Origin of the sequence: Salmonella sp. SSDFZ69 (assembly GCF_004010755.1) — a bacterium.
In the GTDB taxonomy this organism is placed as follows: Bacteria; Pseudomonadota; Gammaproteobacteria; order Enterobacterales; family Enterobacteriaceae; genus Salmonella; species Salmonella enterica.
The window spans coordinates 334,851-355,162 of sequence record NZ_CP034831.1 but is presented as its reverse complement, the minus strand read 5'-3'; the positions used below and the strand labels follow the sequence as shown (position 1 = coordinate 355,162).

Here is a 20,312-nt window from a genome sequence, read left to right as displayed (position 1 = left end):
TTTATTTCGCGGCCGGATACAGCGGCACATATCCTACATCCTGCACCAACTGCTGTCCCTGCGGGCTTAGAAACCAGTCCACCAGCTTTTGTGTTTCCACTGTGGGGTGTTCACGGGTGACCATATAAACATCAACCGTGTACGGGTAACTGCCGTTACGAATATTTTCAACCGTCGGGGCAACATCGTTTATCGCCAGTAATTTAATCTCTTTATTGCTGTGCATCTGCGTAGCGTAATAACGAAAGGTATAGCCAATGGCGTTGTGCGTATTGCGATACTCAGCCACGATATCCACCATTTCCCCCATCGCGGTTGCCACTGATGTTGTTTGCGCTGGCATCAGCTTCGTTTCTTTCATTACCTTCGCCAGCATCGCCGTTTGGCTGCCAGAGTTTTCCGGTCGCTGCCAGGGCTTAATGTCGATTGCCTCTCCGCCTACCTCATTCCAGTGGGTGATTCTTCCGCTAAAAATGCCGCGAATTTGTACATCACTCAACGATGACACGGGATTGTTTTGGTTGACGATAAACACAAACGCTTCACGTGCAAAGGGGGTGTAAACCAGTTTTACGCCACTGGCCTCGGCCAATTGCTTTTGAGCAGTGGAAGGCTGGGCGACAAAAATAAGATCGGCATTACCGTTAAGGATATTTTGATAGGCTTCAATGGTTCCCTGGTTTTCAAGGTAGTCTTCAGGGCAGATATCATCCGGAAAGCGCGTAAGCGCATAAAAAGCCGAGGCGTATAACGGCAAGCCAGCCGTTGCGCCATCGAGCCGCGGCCAATTTTGAGTGAGCAAAAGTGTCGGTTCATCGCGCAGCCCGGTTAGCTTGTTGCCCCATGTGTGCGCCTGATAATCGCGGAAATAAAGATATTCACTGCTCTCGGGAGCGGGATACTTCACGGCATAAAGATGTGACTGATATACGGCACAGCTCCCGAAAAACAGCAGGCAAATCACCAGCAGATTACGACAAGAGTAGCCCGCACCGCCGCGTAGCACTCCCCAACGCGCACCGCCATACCCCAATGCAAAACAGAGCTGCGAGCCAACCGGGATGAGCAACACTGCCCATACCCAGCCGTTGAAAAAGGATATTACGCTGGGTACTAACCAAAGCGTTTGCACTACCTGGGCGAGGGGTTTACGCCCTATCGCGCGAATATTAAGATCGGTGAGAAACATCAGGATGACCCACCCCATCAGCACCACCAGAGCGGGCATAAGCAGGCAGCAATCACGCCATTCTGGATTTACCTCTGATGCATTTCCCTTTCCCCATATTCGGCCACAAAGAAAAATTAACCCTGCGCCCAGAAGCGCTACCGGGATAATGGTCGCCTCCTCAATAGATCGCGCGACGGGGATACTATTTTCAAGAACGCTAATGTACGCCCACATTCCCCCCACGATAATCGTAATAATGTTCACCAGCAGCGGCACGCCGATAAACGCCATCACCAATGATGTTAAGCTCCTTTGCATCTTCATATTTTGCTTCACCCATCCCTGTATCAGCGCAAAGTATAAACCTGCAGATATCTCCCCCTTCCCCCGCACTTTTCCGAAATACACGCATAAAAAACGGGGCCGTTTGGCCCCGTTCTCAAGCGTTAAACCGCTACAACCGCACCGGATCAATATGCCAGATATTTTCGGCATACTCTTTGATGGTTCTGTCCGATGAGAAGTAGCCCATATTGGCAATGTTGAGCATCGCTTTCGTCGTCCATTCTTCCGGGCGACGATACAACTCATCCACCTTATCCTGGCAGTCCACGTAGCTGCGGTAGTCCGCCAGCACCTGATAGTGATCGCCAAAGTTAATCAGCGAATCTACCAGATCGCGGTAACGACCTGGCTCTTCCGGATTAAAGACGCCGCTACCAATCTGCGTCAGTACCTGATGTAGCTCTTCATCTTTTTCATAATAGTCGCGAGGCTTATAACCCTGCCTGCGCAACGCTTCCACCTCTTCGGCAGTATTACCGAAGATAAAGATATTCTCCTCGCCGACATGCTCCTGCATCTCTACGTTCGCGCCATCCAGCGTACCAATGGTGAGCGCGCCGTTCAGGGCAAATTTCATATTACTGGTGCCGGAAGCTTCTGTCCCTGCCAGCGAAATCTGCTCAGACAGGTCGGCAGCGGGAATGATCACCTGCGCCAGGCTGACGCTGTAGTTCGGGATAAACACCACTTTCAGCTTGTCGCCAATCTGCGGATCGTTGTTAATCACTTTCGCCACGTCGTTGATCAGATGAATAATGTGTTTTGCCATGTAATAGGCGGAAGCCGCCTTACCGGCAAAAATATTCACCCGCGGCACCCAGTCGGCCTCCGGATTTTCTTTAATGCGGTTATAGCGGGTAATGACATGCAGTACATTCATCAACTGCCGCTTGTATTCGTGAATACGCTTAATCTGCACGTCAAATAACGCTTTAGGGTTCACCACCACATTCAGTTGTTGCGCTATCACTACCGCCAGCCGCTTTTTATTTTCCAGCTTCGCCTGACGCACCGCATGATTGACCAGCGGATAATCACAATGCTGCTTCAGCTCGCTGAGCTGACTAAGATCGGTACGCCAGGTACGACCAATATTCTCATCCAGCACGTCAGAAAGCGGCGGGTTTGCCAGCGCCAGCCAGCGGCGCGGCGTAACGCCGTTCGTGACGTTACAAAAACGGGTCGGGAAAATCTTCGCAAAATCCGCGAACAACGACTGCACCATCAGGTTGGAATGGAGTTCAGAAACGCCGTTGACTTTATGGCTGACTACCACCGCCAGCCAGGCCATCCGTACCCGGCGACCGTTCGACTCATCAATAATCGACGCGCGTCCAAGCAGGCTGGTATCGTTGGGATATTGCTCCTGCAACGTTTTAAGGAAATAGTCGTTAATCTCGAAGATAATCTGCAGGTGACGGGGCAGAATTTTCCCCAGCATATCGACGGGCCAGGTTTCCAGCGCCTCGCTCATCAACGTATGGTTGGTGTAAGAGAAGACCTGACAGCACACCTCAAACGCGTCGTCCCAGCTAAATTTATGTTCATCAATCAGCAGGCGCATCAGCTCCGGAATTGACAGCACCGGATGCGTATCATTGAGGTGAATGGCGATTTTATCCGCCAGATTCTCATAGGTTTTATGCAGTTGATAATGACGGTGCAGGATATCCTGCACCGTCGCCGATACCAGAAAATACTCCTGGCGCAGGCGTAGCTCTCGTCCGGAATAGGTGGAATCGTCCGGGTAAAGCACCCGTGAAACGTTCTCAGAGTGGTTTTTATCTTCCACCGCCGCAAAGTAGTCGCCCTGGTTGAATTTACCGAGGTTGATTTCACTACTGGCCTGCGCATTCCACAGCCGCAGTGTGTTAGTGGCGTCGGTGTCGTAACCGGGGATGATCTGATCATACGCGACGGCCAGAATCTCTTCCGTCTCAATCCAGCGCGCTTTTTTACCTTCCTGCTGAATGCGCCCGCCAAAAAGCACTTTATAGCGCGTATTGTGGCGCTTGAACTCCCACGGGTTGCCATATTCCAGCCAGTAATCCGGAGATTCTTTTTGCCGCCCGTCGACAATATTCTGCTTAAACATGCCGTAATCGTAGCGAATGCCATACCCGCGACCCGGTAATCCTAGCGTCGCCAGCGAGTCCAGGAAGCAAGCCGCCAGCCGTCCTAAGCCGCCGTTGCCAAGCCCTGGGTCATTCTCTTCATCGATCAGCTCTTCGAGATCTAAGCCCATGGCCTCCAGCGCGCCTTTAACGTCGTCATAAATGCCCAGCGAGAGCAGCGCGTTAGAGAGGGTACGACCAATCAAAAACTCCATCGACAGGTAATAAACCTGCCGGGTTTCCTGCGATAATTGGGCTCGATTAGAACGCAGCCAGCGCTCCACCAGACGATCGCGCACCGCGAACAACGTGGCGTTCAGCCATTCATGTTTATTGGCAATGACCGGGTCTTTACCAATCGTAAACATCAGCTTATAGGCAATAGAATGCTTAAGCGCCTCAACGCTGAGTGTGGGCGATGCATAAGTAAACGGAGCATTCATATAAATGATTCCTGGATGACTATTTCAAGCGATAGTACAGCTCGCGGTATGATTTCGCGGCAACTTGCCAGCTAAAATCCATCGCCATCGCCTGCCGTTGTACAAACCGCCAAAGCGAAGGCCGTGACCACAACACAAAAGCACGCCGAATCGCGCGTAGCAACGACCAGGCGTTACTGTCTTCGAAGACAAAACCGCTGGCGATACCGTCCGCCAGATTTTCCAGCGAACTGTCGGAGACCGTATCGGCCAACCCCCCGGTACGCCGCACCAGAGGCAGCGTGCCATACTTTAAGCCATATAACTGCGTTAAGCCGCACGGTTCGAAACGACTGGGCACCAGAATAACGTCCGCGCCGCCCATAATGCGATGCGAGAAAGCTTCGTGATAGCCGATCTGTACGCCAACCTGCCCTGGGTGTTCCGCCGCCGCCGCGAGGAACCCTTCCTGAAGCACCGGATCGCCCGCGCCGAGTAGCGCCAACTGCCCGCCCTGCTCCAGCAGCCCCGGTAACGCCTCCAGCACCAGATCCAGACCTTTCTGGTTGGTCAGACGGCTTACCACGGCGAACAGCGGCACTTTGTCGTTAACCTTCAACCCCATCGCAATTTGTAGCTGACGTTTGTTTTCCGCCTTCTCTTCCAGGGTATCGCGCGTGTAGCGCGACGCCAGCAGCAGATCGGATTCCGGATTCCAGATCTTCTCATCCACGCCGTTCAGTATGCCGGACAAGCGCCCTTCCAGATGACGCTGACGCAGCAGGCCTTCCATACCATAAGCAAACTGCGGTTCGGTAATTTCACGCGCATAGGTCGGGCTCACCGCCGTAATATGGTCGGCATAGTACAAACCGGCCTTCAAAAAGGAGAGTTGTCCGTTGAACTCCAGCCCATGCATATTAAAGAATGACCACGGCAGTTCGATGTCATCCATATGCTTTGCATAAAACATGCCTTGATAGGCCAGGTTGTGTACGGTAAAGACCGATTTCGCCGGCCGCCCGCGCGCCGCCAGATAGGCGGGCGCCAGCCCGGCGTGCCAGTCATGGGCGTGCACCACGTCGGGGCGCCAGAATGGATCAAGTCCGCAGGCCATTTCACAGCCGACCCACCCTAACAGGGCAAAGCGCAGCACGTTATCGGTATAGGCATATAAATTCGTATCGTGATAGGGACTGCCTGGACGCTCGTACAGATGCGGCGCGTCGATCAGATAAATGCCCACGCCGTTATAATGCCCGAACAGCAGCGATATCTTACCTGCGAAAGTATCGCGGCGGCTCACCACATGCGCATCGGGTATCCCCCGACGGATATCGGGAAACCCAGGAAGCAGAACGCGAACATCAACACCATCCGCAATTTGTGCCGCAGGCAACGCGCCTATCACATCCGCCAGCCCCCCAGTCTTCAGCAGGGGGAACATCTCTGAACATACATGTAAAACCTGCATTATCGCTCCTGTTTGACCTGCAGTTTGCGCAGCATTTCACGCGTGACCAGTACAATACCTTCTTCTGAACGGTAGAAACGACGAGCGTCCTCTTCCGCATTTTCACCAATCACCATGCCTTCCGGGATAATACAGGCACGGTCAATAACACAGCGACGTAAACGGCAGGAGCGCCCTACCCAAACCTCAGGTAACAACACTGCCGAATCAATATTACAAAAAGAATTTATTCTCACCCGTGGGAAGAGCACAGATTGCACCACCACCGAACCGGAGATAATGCAGCCGCCGGAGACCAGCGAGTTCAGCGTCATACCGTGGCTACCGGAGCGGTCCTGCACGAATTTCGCAGGCGGTAGCGATTCCATATGCGTACGGATAGGCCAGTTCTGGTCATACATATCCAGCTCCGGCGTCACCGAGGCTAAATCCAGGTTCGCCTTCCAGTAAGCTTCCAGCGTACCTACATCGCGCCAGTACGGTTCGGCTTGCGGATCGGACTGCACGCAGGAGAGCGGGAAAGGATGCGCGTAAGCCATACCTTCGCGGGTGATTTTGGGGATAATGTCTTTACCGAAATCGTGGCTGGACGCGTCATCTTTATCGTCTGCCGCCAGCAATTCATACAGGTAATCGGCGTCAAAAACGTAAATGCCCATACTGGCCAGCGCTTTGCTGGCGTCACCAGGCATTGCGGGGGGATTCGCCGGTTTTTCGACAAAATCAATAATCTTGTCGCTTTCATCGACCGCCATCACGCCGAACGCCGTCGCTTCTTTGATCGGCACCGGCATACAGGCCACCGTGCAACGCGCGCCCTTTTCAACGTGATCGATCAACATACGCGAGTAGTCCTGCTTGTAGATATGATCGCCTGCCAGGATGACGACATATTCCGCTTTATAGCGACGAATAATATCCAGGTTCTGGGTCACCGCGTCTGCCGTGCCGCGATACCAGTTTTCGCCCTTCATACGCTGTTGGGCTGGCAGCAGATCGACAAATTCGTTCATCTCTTCGCTAAACAGTGACCAGCCGCGCTGAATATGCTGCACCAGCGTATGGGACTGATACTGAGTGATCACGCCGATACGGCGAATCCCGGAGTTCAGACAATTAGATAAGGCGAAATCGATGATGCGGAACTTCCCACCAAAGTGGACGGCTGGTTTGGCGCGTTTGTTCGTTAAATCTTTTAGACGCGTGCCGCGGCCGCCGGCCAGGATTAGGGCAACAGATTTCAATGGCAGCTGGCGCGCCAACATTACACGATCGTTCTTCTCTAAACTCACCATGATTAACTCCTTTTTTATCCTCTCTGGAACACACACAGTCCATGCGCAGGTCCCTGCCAGACCGCCGTTATCACCGGATTATCCTCTCCAGCGAATGGGGGAACGGCGCGCCATTCCCCTTCGGGTAAAACTATATCTGTCACCTCAAGCGTGGCATTTATCGCAATCAGAAAACGGTCCGACAACAGAATTTGCATCAGCTTAGGCCCGTTTTGCCACTCATCCGCACTCAAGGGTTGCGCGTTTTTATTTAGCCAACGCACGTTGCCATCGCCTTCTTCCCACCAGCTATTGCCGGTTAAAGCCGGTATCTGCTGACGCAAACGAATCAGCGCGGCGGTAAACGTGGTTAACCCACGGTTTGCCTGCTGCCAGTCCAGCCAGGTTAAGGCATTATCCTGACAGTAGGCGTTATTGTTGCCGTGCTGGCTATGGCCATGTTCATCGCCTGCCAGCAGCATCGGCGTTCCCTGAGAGAGCAGTAGCGTCGCCAGCAGGGCATGAATGCTGTCGCGCCGCCGCTCCATTAAATCAAGCGGACCGCCTAATCCTTCTTTACCATGATTGTCGCTGTAATTGCTGTTGGTGCCGTCGCGATTTTCCTCACCGTTCGCCTCATTGTGTTTCTGATTGAAACAGACGCAGTCCCGGAGCGTAAAACCGTCATGCGCCGTGAGCAGATTGACAGAGGCGCCGGGCGCGCGGCCATTGCGTTTAAACACATCGCTGGAAGCGGCGAAACGACAGGCAAACTCCCCGGTCGTCAGGTTACGCGGCAACCAGAATCGGCGGGCCGCATCGCGAAAATGGTCGTTCCACTCGGCAAACGGTGGCGGAAAATTCCCGACCTGATAGCCGCCCTCGCCAATGTCCCACGGTTCAGCAATCAGCTTGACCGTTGATAACACAGGACACGCTTTAATCGCGGCGAACAGCGGCGCATCCTGGCGAAACGTCGGCGTGCGCCCCATGACGGACGCCAAATCAAAACGAAAACCATCGACATGACAGGTTTCCACCCAATAGCGCAAACACTCGCACGCGTATTCCACCACGCCGGGATGGCTTAAATTGAGCGTGTTGCCGCACCCCGTCCAGTTGTGATAATCGCCATCGTCCCTTATCCAATAATAGCTACGGTTATCAATTCCGCGCAGGGAGAAGGTTGGACCGTCCAGATCCAGCTCGGCGCTATGGTTTAATACGATGTCCAGAATGACCTCAATCCCCGCGCGATGCAGCGCTTTCACCGCATCGCGAAACTCGTCCAGCGCCGTCTCGGGCGAACTGGCCCAGGCGGGATGCAGCGCGAACATCGCCATCGGGTTGTAACCCCAATAATTGGTCAGCCCCATACGTTGCAGGCGCGGCTCGCTGGCAAACTGCGCTACCGGCAACAGTTCCAGCGCCGTAATGCCAAGCTGTTTGAAGTACGCCACCATGACCGGATGACCGAGCGCTTTATAGGTGCCGCGTATCTCCTGGGGGAGTTCCGGATGCAGGTAGGTAAGCCCTTTGACATGCGCTTCATAGATGACCGTTTTTCCCCACGGCGTGCGCGGCGCGGCGTCATCTTCCCAGTCATAATGGTCGCTGATTACCACGCTTTTCGGCGCCACCGCCGCGTTATCGCGGTAGTCCGGTTCATCGTGTCCGCCGTGCAACAGCGGATGATCTTTTAGTTCGCCCTCGACCCGGCGCGCATAAGGGTCAAGCAGTAACTTCGCCGGATTAAACCGATGCCCCTGCGCTGGCTGCCACGGGCCATGTACGCGATAGCCATAGCGCAAACCTGGCCTGGCGCCTGCCAGATAACCATGCCAGACATCGCCGCGACGTCCTGGCAGGTCATAGCGACGCTCATTCCCTCGGGAATCAAAAACGCACAGCTCTACGCGCTCCGCATGGGCGGAAAAGAGCGTGAAATTCACGCCATGACCGTCATACGTTGCGCCATGCGGCGTTGCTTCGCCGATCGCAAGCTGCGTCATTCCCCCTCCCGCATCAGCCAGATCGTCGCCAACGGCGGTAACGTCAGGTTAAGAGAGTGCTGACGGCCATGGCTTTCGATCTCATCGCTGTGCACCACGCCGCCATTGCCGGTGTTGCTACCGTGATAATGCATCGAATCAGTATTGAGAATTTCACGCCAGCGTCCCGGCTGATTGATGCCAAAGCGGTAGTCGTGGCGAGGCACGGGCGTAAAGTTGCTGGCGACGATGATCTCGTTACCGGCTTTATCACGGCGTACAAAAATCAGTACCGAGCGTTCATTGTCATCGACCACCAGCCACTCAAAGCCGTAAGCATCAAAATCCAGCTCATGCAACGCTTTATGGTGGCGATAGGTGTGGTTGAGATCGCGTACCAGACGCTGAACCCCGTGGTGCCAGTTATCGCCCCCCTCCAGCAGGTGCCAGTCGAGGCTGGCGTCATGGTTCCACTCGCGTCCCTGGGCAAACTCATTCCCCATAAACAGCAGTTTCTTGCCGGGGAAGGCCCACATCCAGCCATAATAGGCGCGCAGGTTAGCAAATTTTTGCCACGCATCGCCCGGCATACGATCGAGAATGGATTTTTTGCCGTGAACCACCTCATCGTGCGACAGCGGCAGAACAAAGTTTTCGGTATGGTTGTACAACATACCAAAGGTCAGCTTGTCGTGATGATACTGGCGGTACACCGGGTCCAGCTTCATATAGTCCAGCGTGTCGTGCATCCAGCCCAGATTCCACTTGTACCAGAACCCCAGGCCGCCCGTTTCCGGTGGACGCGTCACGCCAGCGAAGTCTGTCGACTCTTCCGCCATGCTGACCGCGCCGGGCACCTGCTCGCCAATAATGCGGTTGGTATTGCGCAGAAACTCAATGGCTTCCAGGTTTTCACGACCGCCGAACTCGTTCGGTATCCACTCGCCCTCTTTGCGGCTGTAGTCGCGGTAGATCATAGAGGCCACCGCATCGACACGCAGCGCATCAATCCCAAAACGCTCCATCCAGTACAGGGCGTTACCCACCAGATAATTACTGACTTCACGACGACCATAGTTGTAGATCAGCGTATTCCAGTCCTGGTGATAGCCCTCGCGCGGGTCGCTGTGCTCATAGAGGTGGGTGCCGTCAAACTCCGCGAGGCTAAATTCATCGGACGGGAAATGGCCCGGCACCCAGTCGAGAATGACGTTAAGGCCCGCCGCATGGGCCGCATTGATGAAATAGCGGAAGTCGTCCCGCGTACCAAAGCGGCGGGTCGGCGCGTAGAGGCCGGTCGGCTGGTAGCCCCAACTGCCGTCAAACGGATGTTCGTTGACCGGCAAGAGTTCAAGGTGCGTAAAGCCCATCCATTTGGCGTAAGGCACAAGCTGATCCGCCAGCTCACGATAGCTCAGCCAGAAATTGTTATCCGTATGGCGGCGCCATGAACCTAAATGCACCTCATAAATCGAGATCGGCGCATCAAACTGATTGGCTTTTTGTCGTTCTTCGCTTGGCGTCACTTTCTCCGGCAGTCCGCAAATCATCGACGCCGTTTCCGGACGCATCTGCGCCTCAAAAGCATAGGGATCGGCTTTAATGCGCAGATTACCGTTCGCATCAAGCAGCTCGAATTTATACAGTTGTCCATTATGCGCGCCGGGGATAAACAGCTCCCAAATACCGCTCTCTTTGCGCAGACGCATCGGGTGGCGACGCCCATCCCAATAGTTGAATTGCCCGACAACCGAAACGCGACGAGCATTAGGCGCCCAGACGGAGAAACGGGTGCCGGTGACGCCATCCATCGTATCGGCGTGCGCGCCCAGCGTTTCATAAGGACGCAGGTGGGTGCCTTCCGACAATAGCCAGGCATCCATTTCCTGTATTAATGGACCAAAACGGTAAGGATCGTCGATGAGGTTCTGCTGTCCGTGCCAGGTCACGGCGAGCTGATAGCGAAAGAAATTTTTACGTCGGGGTAAAACGCCGCAGAAAAAACCGCGAGCGTCGAGACATTCCAGTTTGCCGACTTTACGTCCGGTTTTGGGTTCAATCACCCATATGTCGGTGGCGTCAGGTAATAGGGCGCGGACTTCTAGTCCGGCTTGGGTCTGGTGCATTCCGAGTACGGAAAAAGGGTCCGCAAAATGTCCTGCAATTAGCGCATTAATCACGTCTCTATCGATACGACTGGACATGGTTTGTCATCCTGTTTTGTGGCGTCACTCCATCTCACTGAATTCAACATCAGGTAGTGACACTTCTTTGACCTGAACGGCGCAGCACACTGTGCATCCTATCTGCGTCGTCCTACCTTCAGGTTAGGCTTAATACCCGTGGGATTAAGCTACCCTTAAAGAATAGCCAATGCTCTGCTTAACTCCTGATAAAAATGAAACATCTGCGTTTACTCCTGTATTACGCAAAAAAAGGGTGACGATGCACCCCTGGTTTAACACAAATTCCCCCGCCGGATGGCGGCGCGAGCGCGCCTTATCCGGCCTACAGAACCACACGCAGGCCCGATAAGCGCTGCAATAGCTACTACGCCAACTGGCGCAGCATTCGACGCAGCGGCTCGGCGGCGCCCCATAACAACTGGTCGCCTACGGTAAACGCCGACAAGAACTCTGGCCCCATGTTCAGCTTACGCAGACGACCAACCGGCGTAGTCAACGTGCCGGTCACCGCCGCCGGGGTTAATTCGCGCATAGTGATATCACGATCGTTCGGCACCACTTTCGCCCACGGATTATGTGCCGCCAGCAGTTCTTCCACCGTCGGAATGGATACCTCTTTTTTCAGCTTAATGGTGAACGCCTGGCTGTGACAGCGCAGCGCGCCGACGCGCACACACAAACCATCAACCGGAATCACAGAGGCAGTATTGAGAATCTTGTTGGTTTCCGCCTGGCCTTTCCACTCTTCGCGGCTCTGGCCGTTATCGAGCTGTTTGTCGATCCAGGGGATCAGGCTTCCCGCCAGCGGTACGCCAAAGTTATCCACCGGCAGCTCGCCGCTGCGGGTCAATGCCGTAACTTTGCGTTCAATATCAAGAATTGCGGAAGACGGCGTCGCCAGTTCATCGGCGACATGGCCATACAACTGACCCATTTGGGTTAACAGCTCGCGCATATGGCGCGCGCCGCCGCCGGAGGCGGCCTGATAGGTCGCGACGGATACCCAGTCAACGAGATTATGGGCAAAGAGACCGCCCAGCGACATCAACATCAGGCTAACGGTACAGTTACCGCCCACAAAGGTCTTCACGCCATTGTTCAGGCCGTCGGTAATCACGTCCTGGTTAACCGGGTCGAGAATAATAATGGCATCATCTTTCATGCGCAGCGTAGAAGCCGCGTCAATCCAGTAACCCTGCCATCCGCTTTCGCGCAGCTTTGGATAAATTTCGTTGGTATAATCGCCGCCCTGGCAGGTCACGATGATATCGAGCGCTTTTAGCGCATCCAGATCAAAAGCGTCCTGTAGCGTGCCGGTGGAGGTGTCGCCGAAGGTGGGCGCCGCCTGTCCAAACTGGGAGGTAGAAAAGAAAACAGGGCGAATAGCGTCGAAATCGCGCTCCTCTACCATGCGTTGCATGAGAACAGAGCCGACCATTCCGCGCCAGCCGATAAAACCAACATTTTTCATAGCGTTTTTTTCCTGCAAAGAGATGTGCTGTGTATGCGCGCCAGTATCCTGTGGCGCATCCTTCACCATACAAAAAGCAGCCAAAGTCGCAAGTGAAATTAATCAATGATAGCGAAGCCATCAGTAATGCGACTTATCCTGCCTTACCGCGCAAGCAGAAAGTCCAGTGGCGATTATCAGGGAATTTGCGTTAGGAAGGGAATCATTTCCGTCGCTGTTTTATTGATCCTAATTATGGATCAGCGTAGAAATTTGCCTGTTTTTATGCGCGTACTGAAACATGGCGAGGCAAAACGTCGTTGGGCGATTGCCATGCACACCTCAATAAAAAACCGGGTAGCGATTACGCCTTACCCGGCTTACGGTGTCGATATGTGCCCGTTTCCAGGCCCGGTAAGCACCGCGCCACCGGGCAACAAGACTCAGCTCAGCAGTTGGAAAGCAATCATCCCGACAATCGCGCCGACCGTGCCGAGGATAGTTTCCATCATCGTCCAGGTCTTCAGCGTCTGTGCTTCGGTCGCGCCGGTAAATTTACCGAACAGCCAGAAACCGGCGTCGTTAACATGAGAAACCACAATTGAACCGCCGGCGATACAGATAGAGAGCGCAGCCATCTGCGCGCCGGAGAAATTCAGTTGCTCTATGACCGGCATCACCAGACCGACCGCGGTTAAACACGCCACGGTCGCGGAACCCTGAATGATGCGCACCGCCGCCGCCAGCACAAAGCAGGTAATGGCAATCGGCAGTCCCATACCGGTTAACGCTTCGCCCAGCGCCGGGCCGACGCCGGAGTCAACCAGTACCTGTTTGAACACCCCGCCTGCGCCAATCACCAGCAAGATAATGCCCGCCGGTTGCAGCGCGTGGCCGCAGATTTCCATCACTTTGTCTTTCGGCATCCCCTGACGCATCGCCAGGCCGTAAATCGCAACCAGACAAGCGACCAGAATCGCAGTGAAGGGGTGGCCGATAAACTCAAACCATTCGTAAGCGGTGGAACCTTCCGGCACAAAACGCGCGGCGATCGTTTTCAGCCCTACCAGCACCAACGGCAGCAGGATCAGCGACAGGCTGAAGCCGAAAGAAGGCATTTTACCTTCACCCAGATGCGGCTCGGTAATGTCGTCAGGAATACGCAGCTCAACGTAGCGGCTGATAAAATTCCCCCACAGCGGCCCGGCGATAATCATGCCAGGAATGGCGGCGCACAGCCCAATCAGGATCATCCAGCCGAAATCAGCATGCATCTGGGAAGCCAGCAGCATCGGCGCAGGCCCAGGCAACAAAAACGCCGCGGCTGCCGCCACGCCCGCAAACAGCGGAATGACCAGCTTCACCAAGTTTGTGCCGGTATGACGCGCCATAGAGAACGCCACACTTATCAGCAGCACAATCGCCACTTCAAAGAATAGCGGGAGCGCGCAAATCAGCCCGGCAAGGCCAATCGCATAGTGCGCGCGGTTATGGCCAAAGGATTTAAGCATTTTCACGGCTATCTGATCGACCGCGCCGGTTTCATGCAGAATTTTACCGAACATCGCCCCCAGCGCGACCACAATCGCCAGGAAGCCCAGCGTGCCGCCCATCCCTTTTTCCATGGTCGCGGCGATTTTATCAAGCGGCATCCCTGAAAAAAGCCCCGCGCCCATTGAGACGACCATTAACGCGACGAAGGCGTGCATACGCGCCTTCATCACGAGAAACAGCAGCAGTAAGACGGAACCGACGGCGGTTAAAACCAGTGTTAATGTACTCACAGCGTACTGCCTTTATTGATGACCTCAATGGTGCTCGCCACAACGCCTTCCAGCGGCTGGTCGATATCCACCACCAGAACATCGCGTTCGTCGGCACCCGGCTCTTGCAGCGTTTCAAACTGCGTCACCAGCATCTGGGTTTTGAAGAAATGACCTTTGCGCGCTTTCAGACGGCTTTCAATGACGTCGAAATCACCTTTCAGATAGATAAAGGAGAGATTCGGGTTTCCCTCGCGCAGCAGGTCGCGATAGTGTTTTTTCAGTGCGGAACAGACAATCAGCGAGATTTTATTGGTACGCTGCATCGCGAAAGCGGCGTCGTTCAGCGCCTGCAACCACGGTTTGCGGTCATCATCATTCAACGGCTCGCCGGAAGCCATTTTTTCAATATTGCAGCGCGGATGCAGAAAATCGCCGTCCAGAAACGCGGCATGAAGCTGATGCGCCACGGCGCTTGCGACAGCGGATTTACCGCTGCCTGATACGCCCATCAGAACGTAAACGTGGTGATCATGATTAGTCGTGCTCAAAGCGGGCCCCCACTCTACAAGTTGCAAAATTTGTTACGGGTAACTGTTATCGGTAACATTGTCCAACCGCACCATTCACGACGCAATGACCATTCGTGCCAAAAGTGAATAAGTGTGAGCTACTTCAAAGTTGTCAGACTAAATAGATCCGCCCGGTGACAAGGTGAAACCTAAATCTAACATTTTTGGCGTGACCGTTTCGCCGCGAATGCGGGCCAACAGACGTTCCGCGCCAATGCTGCCCATTCGCTCGCGCGGCGTCAGGACGCTTGCCAGACGCGGTTCCATCACCTGGCCGATGTCATGACCGTGGAACCCGGCGATCGCCATGTCGTCCGGGATTTTTAGCCCCAGGCGCTGGCATTCGAAGGCCGCCCCCACCGCCAGGTCATCGTTGGTGCAAAAAATACCGTCAAGCTGTGGGTATTCGCGTCGCGCCTGGCGCATGAGTTCGATACCGGAAGAGTAGGATGAAGATTGCTCCATCATCACACTGTAAGGAACCAGTCCTGCGTCCCGCATCGCCTGTTCATAGCCCTTCTGCTTGATGATAGTACGTTCGTCGAGGCGCGCCCCCAGATAGGCGATATGACGATGACCACGCGCGATAATCGCGGCGGTCATCTGACGGGCGGCCTCGAAGTTGTCAAAACCAACGGCAATATCGAGACACGGCGACTGGCTGTCCATCAGTTCCACCACCGGAATCCCGGCGACTTCGATCATTTTTAAGGTGCGCGGCGTATGGGTACGCTCAGTGAGGATCAGGCCGTCGATATTCCAGGAGAGCATCGATTCCAGGCGCTCCTGCTCCATTTCCGGTTTATAGCCGTAGTGCGCCAGCATGGTCTGATACCCGTGGGCGTCGGTGACAGCCTCAATGCCGCGTAACACTTCCGCAAAGACCTGGTTGGTTAAAGACGGCAGCAGAACGCCAATGGCGCGGCTGGTGGCGTTGGAAAGAATGTCAGGCGCGCGATTAGGAATGTACCCGAGCTCATCAAGCGCAGCCGCAATTTTACCCCGCAGCGCGACGGAGACCTGCTCCGGATTACGCAAAAAACGGCTGACCGTCATTTTGGTCACGCCCACACGGTCGGCCACATCCTGAAGTACGGGTCTTTTCTTTTTCATCGTCCTGAAAGGTATAAAAGGGATAGATTTGCCCAGTTTACCACGGACGTGCGGAATTAATGACAAACGATGAAAAGCCGGATGGCAACGCTTTCGCGTCTTATCCGGCCTACAAAAGGTTACAGCACGTTAGACTGGCGGCAAGTCAAACAGCAACACTTCGCTGTCGCTGTCGGCATGAATCGAGATTGCCTGCTCATCCCAAATCGCCAGGCCGTCGCTGGTGGTGGCTTTAGTACCGTTAATGGTCACGTTACCTTTTACCACCTGTATCCAGACGCGGCGCTCAGCGGCAATCTGATGCACCGACTGTTCATCTTTGAGCAGCGCCCAGCGGTACAGCTCCATATCCTGGTGGACCTTCAGCGAACCATCGCGAGCATCTGGCGAAAGCACCAGTTGCTTGCCCTGCGCGGCGTCGAAGCGACGCTGTTCGTAGCGCGGCGTGATGCCGGTCTCTTGCGGAATGATCCAGATCTGATACAGCCGCAGACGATCCGTTTTACTCGGGTTGTACTCGGAGTGGCGAACGCCGGTCCCGGCGCTCATAATCTGGAATTCACCTGCCGGAACCTGTTCTTTATTGCCCATACTGTCCTGGTGTTCTACGGCGCCTTCCAGCACATAGGTCAAAATTTCCATGTCTTTATGCGGATGCGTGCCGAACCCCTGGCCTGCGTCGATCACATCGTCGTTAATCACACGCAGCGCCGAGAACCCCATAAAGTTCGGATCGTAATAATCGGCAAAAGAAAAGGTATGCCAGGAGTCAAGCCAGCCATGATTCGCATGACCGCGGTCGTTTGCTTTGCGTAAGTAGATCATTGTGTTCACCCCCAGATGTTTTCGATGGAATAAGTGTGGACTCATTCCGTCCGGGATCATAGAGGGTGAAAATTGACTCCTCTGTTCAAAAAATATGAATAAGCGCAGAGGAGTCTGTAAGGGCTATTTAGCCAGGGTTATCGTCGCAGGCGTTGCCTGTTCGAAGGCACGTTCGAGGATTTCCAGGTTGGTAAGAACTTCAGATTCCTTGACGTAATTAGGCGTACCGACGGTCAACGTCTGGTACAGCGCATCATAGACGCGACCATAGTCACCCGTTTCCGGTTTCACCTCTTCTTTCACGGTCACGCCGTCATCGTTAACATATTCCAGCACGCCGACGGATTCGTCAGCGGCGAAACCGGGTTCACCAGGCATAATGTTCGCTTTCAGGCTGGTTTCTTGTTGATCGATACCGTATTTCACAAACGAACCTTTGGTGCCGTGAACAATAAACTTCGGATAGTCGATTTTCACCAGATGGCTGGTTTTAACGATAGCCTTCAAATCGCCATAAAACAGTTGCGCTTCAAAGGTGTCATCCGGATTCGCTTTATTACGCAGGCTACGAATGTCATACGCGACATGATCCGGACGGCCAAATAGCGAAATAATTTGATCCATGATGTGGACGCCAAGTCCATAGAATGCGCCGTCCTGCGGCAGGCCCGGTTTGGTTTCTGCTACCGGGCGGTAATAATCGAAATGGCTTTCAATTTCGACAATCTTGCCCAGTTTCCCGCTCTCAATCGCTTTTTTAGCAGTAAGAAAACAGGAATCAAAACGCCGATTCTGATACGGCGTGACGGTCAGTCCTTTGCTTCGCGCCAGGTCGAACAACACTTTTGCCTCCGCCAGCGTCGGCGTGAAAGGTTTCTCAACCAGCACATTTTTACCCGCTTCCAGCGCGCGTTTGGCGTATTCGAAATGGCTGTCAGCATGGGTACAGACGATCACCAGTTTTACCTGCGGATCGCCCAACACCTCATCCAGATCGCTGGTGAAGTGAATATGCGAATACTGCGGCGCCTGCTCTTCCGGTTTAGCGTGACGACGGAAAATATGCGCGACATGCCAGGTATCTTTCCGATTCAGAACGTAGGGGAGATGGTAACGGGTGGTGCTTTTGCCGAATCCAATAAATGCGCAGTGTAAGGTCATGAGACGATCCTTTTGAAGATGATTGTCTACACCATAGCGCAAAGCGTGAGGAGACTGAATGTTGGATTCTTTGACGGTGGCGGAGAAGCCTTTTCGGGCCTACAAAAGCAGATGCCTCAAGATCAGCCGTCGGCGTCGCGGTCAGTTTGTTCACGGCAAGCGCGCAGGGCCCGGAGCGTACTAAATGTACGTGAGGAGCACGAGCACTTCCCGGGGACAAAATGACAAGTAAGCCAGGCTGAAACAAAACCCCCAAAAAAAAAGCCAGCAAAAGCTGGCCAAAATAATACTGGAAGCAATGTGAGCAATGTCGTGCTTTCAGGTTCTCCGTAGGGGTTCCCCTGAATGCAAGGCAATAATAATCATTCTCATTCGCAGTTGTCTACTTCTTTTTGCAAAAAAAATGCGGTTGACGGAATTTTCTTTCTCAGCGAGTGTAAATACACAATTAACCCTGCAGGAGATAAGGAATGAGTGAAATAGTGATACGCCACGCTGAACCGAAAGATTACGATGCCATTCGTCAGATCCACGCCCAGCCGGAGGTGTACCACAACACGCTACAGGTTCCTCATCCTTCCCTCGAAATGTGGCAGGCGCGGCTAACCGAGCAAGCCGGGGTTAAACAACTGGTTGCCTGCATTGACGATATTGTCGTTGGCCATCTTTCTATTCAGGTCACCCAACGTCCTCGCCGCAGCCACGTGGCCGATTTTGGCATCTGCGTGGATGCCCGGTGGCACAATCGCGGCATTGCCAGCGCGCTGATCCGCACGATGATCGACATGTGTGACAACTGGCTGCGCGTTGACCGTATCGAGTTAACGGTGTTTGTTGATAACGAGCCCGCCGTGGCGGTGTATAAGAAGTACGGCTTTGAAATCGAAGGCACCGGTAAGAAATACGGCCTGCGCAACGGTGAGTACGTTGATGCGTACTTTATGGCGCGCGTGAAATAAAGTTTCCCCGCCCCACCCTGTGGGGCGAAACGTCACAAACCTTCACAACATTCCAGTTATTGCAACCTACTTCCCCTATATCAAAACAATAACCATCTGAATTTCATGGTTATTACCACTTTAAGCTTTATCACCGTTTTTTCCGTAATTTTAGCAATATCAATATTACATTTTTGTTTTTTTTTGGTTTCTGCCATCACTTTATGGTGACAATCACAACAATATACTCCTCCCGGGACTAATTTAACCACGGTGAGGTAAAAAATGAAATTTGAACGCCATCATAGAATATTGAAGGAACTCAGTATTTCGGGAGTTGTAAAAGTTTCAAATCTGGCGAAAAGTCTCAAGGTAACAAAGGAAACTATTCGTTCAGATCTCAATGAACTTGCCGGACAGGGATATCTTACTCGCTGTCATGGTGGTGCATTTATTACCCTTGATTCTCTTGATAACGTCGCAAAAAATGAAATTGCTTATGTGCTGGAAAAATATGAATCAGCGCAGAAAATAAAAAAAGGTCTCTCTGCCATGAAAAATAATGTATGTGTTATTGGCTCGTTCAATGTTGATATCATCAGTTATCTACCGAGATTACCCTCAACGGGAGAATCATTGCTGGCCGATAAATTTATTTTTTCACCCGGCGGTAAGGGATGTAATCAGGCATTAGCAGCAAGCTATGCCGATTCTGATGTGCATTTTATTACTAAAGTCGGCTCAGACCATTTTAGCGATTACGCCATTAATTTTATAAACTCATCAAAAATCCATAAAAGTGTTATCTACCAGACCAAAGAAACACAAACAGGTACAGCAACTATCATGGTGAATGGAGATACCGGAGATAACGTCATCGCTATCTACCCTGGCGCCAACATGACAATTTCCCCTGATGAAATCACCATTCAGAAAGAAGCCATTGTTCATTCAGATATTGTTCTTGTCCAACTGGAGACGAATTACGAAGCGCTGCAGCAAACAATTCGTCTCGCACAAAAAAATGACATACCGGTCATCATCAATCCAGCGCCGTACAATGACATGGTTAACACCATCATTGATAACATTGACTATATTACGCCAAATGAAACGGAAGCCGGCCTGCTGGCCAATATGGCGGTTAATGATATCGAATCAGCCAAATGCGCGGCCAAAATTATTCATCAGAAAGGCGTCAAAAATACCATTATTACATTAGGTAGCAAAGGTTCGCTTGCTTATGATGGCACACAATTCATCTATTCCCCGGCATTTCCGGCAGTTGTAAAAAATACGGCGGGAGCGGGTGACGCTTTCAATGGCGCCCTCGCATCTGGTCTTGCAAAAGGAAAGTCACTGGCATCCGCATTGTGCTACGCCAGCGCATTTGCCTCACTTGCGGTTGAAACGCCTAATGCCTCTGATATGCCGGAAAACGACTCCGTTCTTCATCGTATTCAGGGTTCACATTACAAACAAACTATCTCTACTCACTAAATCAAGGAGCAGA

At 53.1% G+C, this 20,312-nt stretch carries 14 protein-coding genes and 1 pseudogene; 3 read left to right on the top strand and 12 right to left on the bottom strand.

The features are described from left to right. Position 1: 1 nt before the first annotated feature. The 7 genes from EOS98_RS01645 to asd all read right to left on the bottom strand — a co-directional run bounded on the left by EOS98_RS01645 (position 2) and on the right by asd (position 12,448). Positions 2 to 1,495, bottom strand: coding sequence for a PstS family phosphate ABC transporter substrate-binding protein (locus EOS98_RS01645; RefSeq protein ID WP_127821133.1), 1,494 nt, complete (start codon positions 1,493 to 1,495; stop codon positions 2 to 4). A 130-nt stretch (positions 1,496 to 1,625) separates the two neighbouring features. Next, entirely contained in the window at positions 1,626 to 4,073 is a 2,448-nt protein-coding gene (gene glgP / locus EOS98_RS01640; RefSeq protein WP_000993424.1) for a glycogen phosphorylase, read from the bottom strand. Positions 4,074 to 4,092: 19 nt separating this feature from the next. Continuing rightward, positions 4,093 to 5,526 carry a glycogen synthase GlgA gene (gene glgA / locus EOS98_RS01635; protein ID WP_001197669.1) on the bottom strand — a complete coding sequence of 478 codons (1,434 nt, stop codon included), beginning with the start codon at positions 5,524 to 5,526 and terminating at the stop codon, positions 4,093 to 4,095. Continuing rightward, entirely contained in the window at positions 5,526 to 6,821 is a 1,296-nt protein-coding gene (glgC, locus tag EOS98_RS01630; protein ID WP_000253994.1) for a glucose-1-phosphate adenylyltransferase, read from the bottom strand. The genes glgA and glgC overlap by 1 nt, the downstream gene beginning before the upstream one ends. 14 nt (positions 6,822 to 6,835) lie before the next feature. Next, positions 6,836 to 8,812 carry a glycogen debranching protein GlgX gene (glgX, locus tag EOS98_RS01625; RefSeq protein WP_000192491.1) on the bottom strand — a complete coding sequence of 659 codons (1,977 nt, stop codon included), beginning with the start codon at positions 8,810 to 8,812 and terminating at the stop codon, positions 6,836 to 6,838. Beyond that, positions 8,809 to 10,995 (bottom strand): 1,4-alpha-glucan branching enzyme, encoded by a 2,187-nt coding sequence (gene glgB / locus EOS98_RS01620; RefSeq protein WP_126523783.1) that lies wholly within the window; start codon positions 10,993 to 10,995, stop codon positions 8,809 to 8,811. Before glgB ends, glgX begins: the two co-directional genes overlap by 4 nt. 346 nt (positions 10,996 to 11,341) lie before the next feature. Continuing rightward, a complete protein-coding gene (gene asd / locus EOS98_RS01615) occupies positions 11,342 to 12,448 on the bottom strand; it encodes an aspartate-semialdehyde dehydrogenase (RefSeq protein ID WP_000799940.1) in 1,107 nt (368 codons plus the stop codon). A gap of 234 nt (positions 12,449 to 12,682) precedes the next feature. Between asd and EOS98_RS25070 the strand changes: the two are divergent. After that, positions 12,683 to 12,757, top strand: a pseudogene (locus tag EOS98_RS25070) (MarC family protein); the annotation flags it as partial. A gap of 113 nt (positions 12,758 to 12,870) precedes the next feature. Here EOS98_RS25070 and gntU read toward each other — a convergent pair. The 5 genes from gntU to EOS98_RS01585 form a co-directional block, all read right to left on the bottom strand. Continuing rightward, positions 12,871 to 14,211: a gluconate transporter gene (gene gntU, locus EOS98_RS01605; protein WP_000105950.1), complete on the bottom strand. Its 1,341-nt coding sequence runs from the start codon at positions 14,209 to 14,211 to the stop codon at positions 12,871 to 12,873. Next, positions 14,208 to 14,741, bottom strand: a complete 534-nt coding sequence (gntK, locus tag EOS98_RS01600) for a gluconokinase (protein ID WP_000108342.1) — start codon at positions 14,739 to 14,741, stop codon at positions 14,208 to 14,210. Before gntK ends, gntU begins: the two co-directional genes overlap by 4 nt. 138 nt (positions 14,742 to 14,879) lie before the next feature. Then, on the bottom strand, positions 14,880 to 15,875 hold the full coding sequence (gntR, locus tag EOS98_RS01595) for a gluconate operon transcriptional repressor GntR (protein WP_000730239.1): 996 nt from the start codon (positions 15,873 to 15,875) through the stop codon (positions 14,880 to 14,882). 129 nt (positions 15,876 to 16,004) lie between these two features. Continuing rightward, positions 16,005 to 16,700, bottom strand: coding sequence for a pirin family protein (locus EOS98_RS01590; RefSeq protein ID WP_000639789.1), 696 nt, complete (start codon positions 16,698 to 16,700; stop codon positions 16,005 to 16,007). Between the two features lie 123 nt (positions 16,701 to 16,823). After that, positions 16,824 to 17,861: an oxidoreductase gene (locus tag EOS98_RS01585; RefSeq protein ID WP_126523782.1), complete on the bottom strand. Its 1,038-nt coding sequence runs from the start codon at positions 17,859 to 17,861 to the stop codon at positions 16,824 to 16,826. Between the two features lie 470 nt (positions 17,862 to 18,331). On the opposite strand from EOS98_RS01585, the gene yhhY reads away from it, so the two are divergent. Then, the gene (gene yhhY / locus EOS98_RS01575) at positions 18,332 to 18,820 is read left to right on the top strand and encodes an N-acetyltransferase (RefSeq protein ID WP_001290278.1); all 489 of its coding nucleotides are present in this window, start codon (positions 18,332 to 18,334) and stop codon (positions 18,818 to 18,820) included. A 264-nt stretch (positions 18,821 to 19,084) separates the two neighbouring features. Next, positions 19,085 to 20,299: a PfkB family carbohydrate kinase gene (locus EOS98_RS01570; protein ID WP_000667440.1), complete on the top strand. Its 1,215-nt coding sequence runs from the start codon at positions 19,085 to 19,087 to the stop codon at positions 20,297 to 20,299. The last annotated feature ends 13 nt before the right edge of the window (positions 20,300 to 20,312 follow it).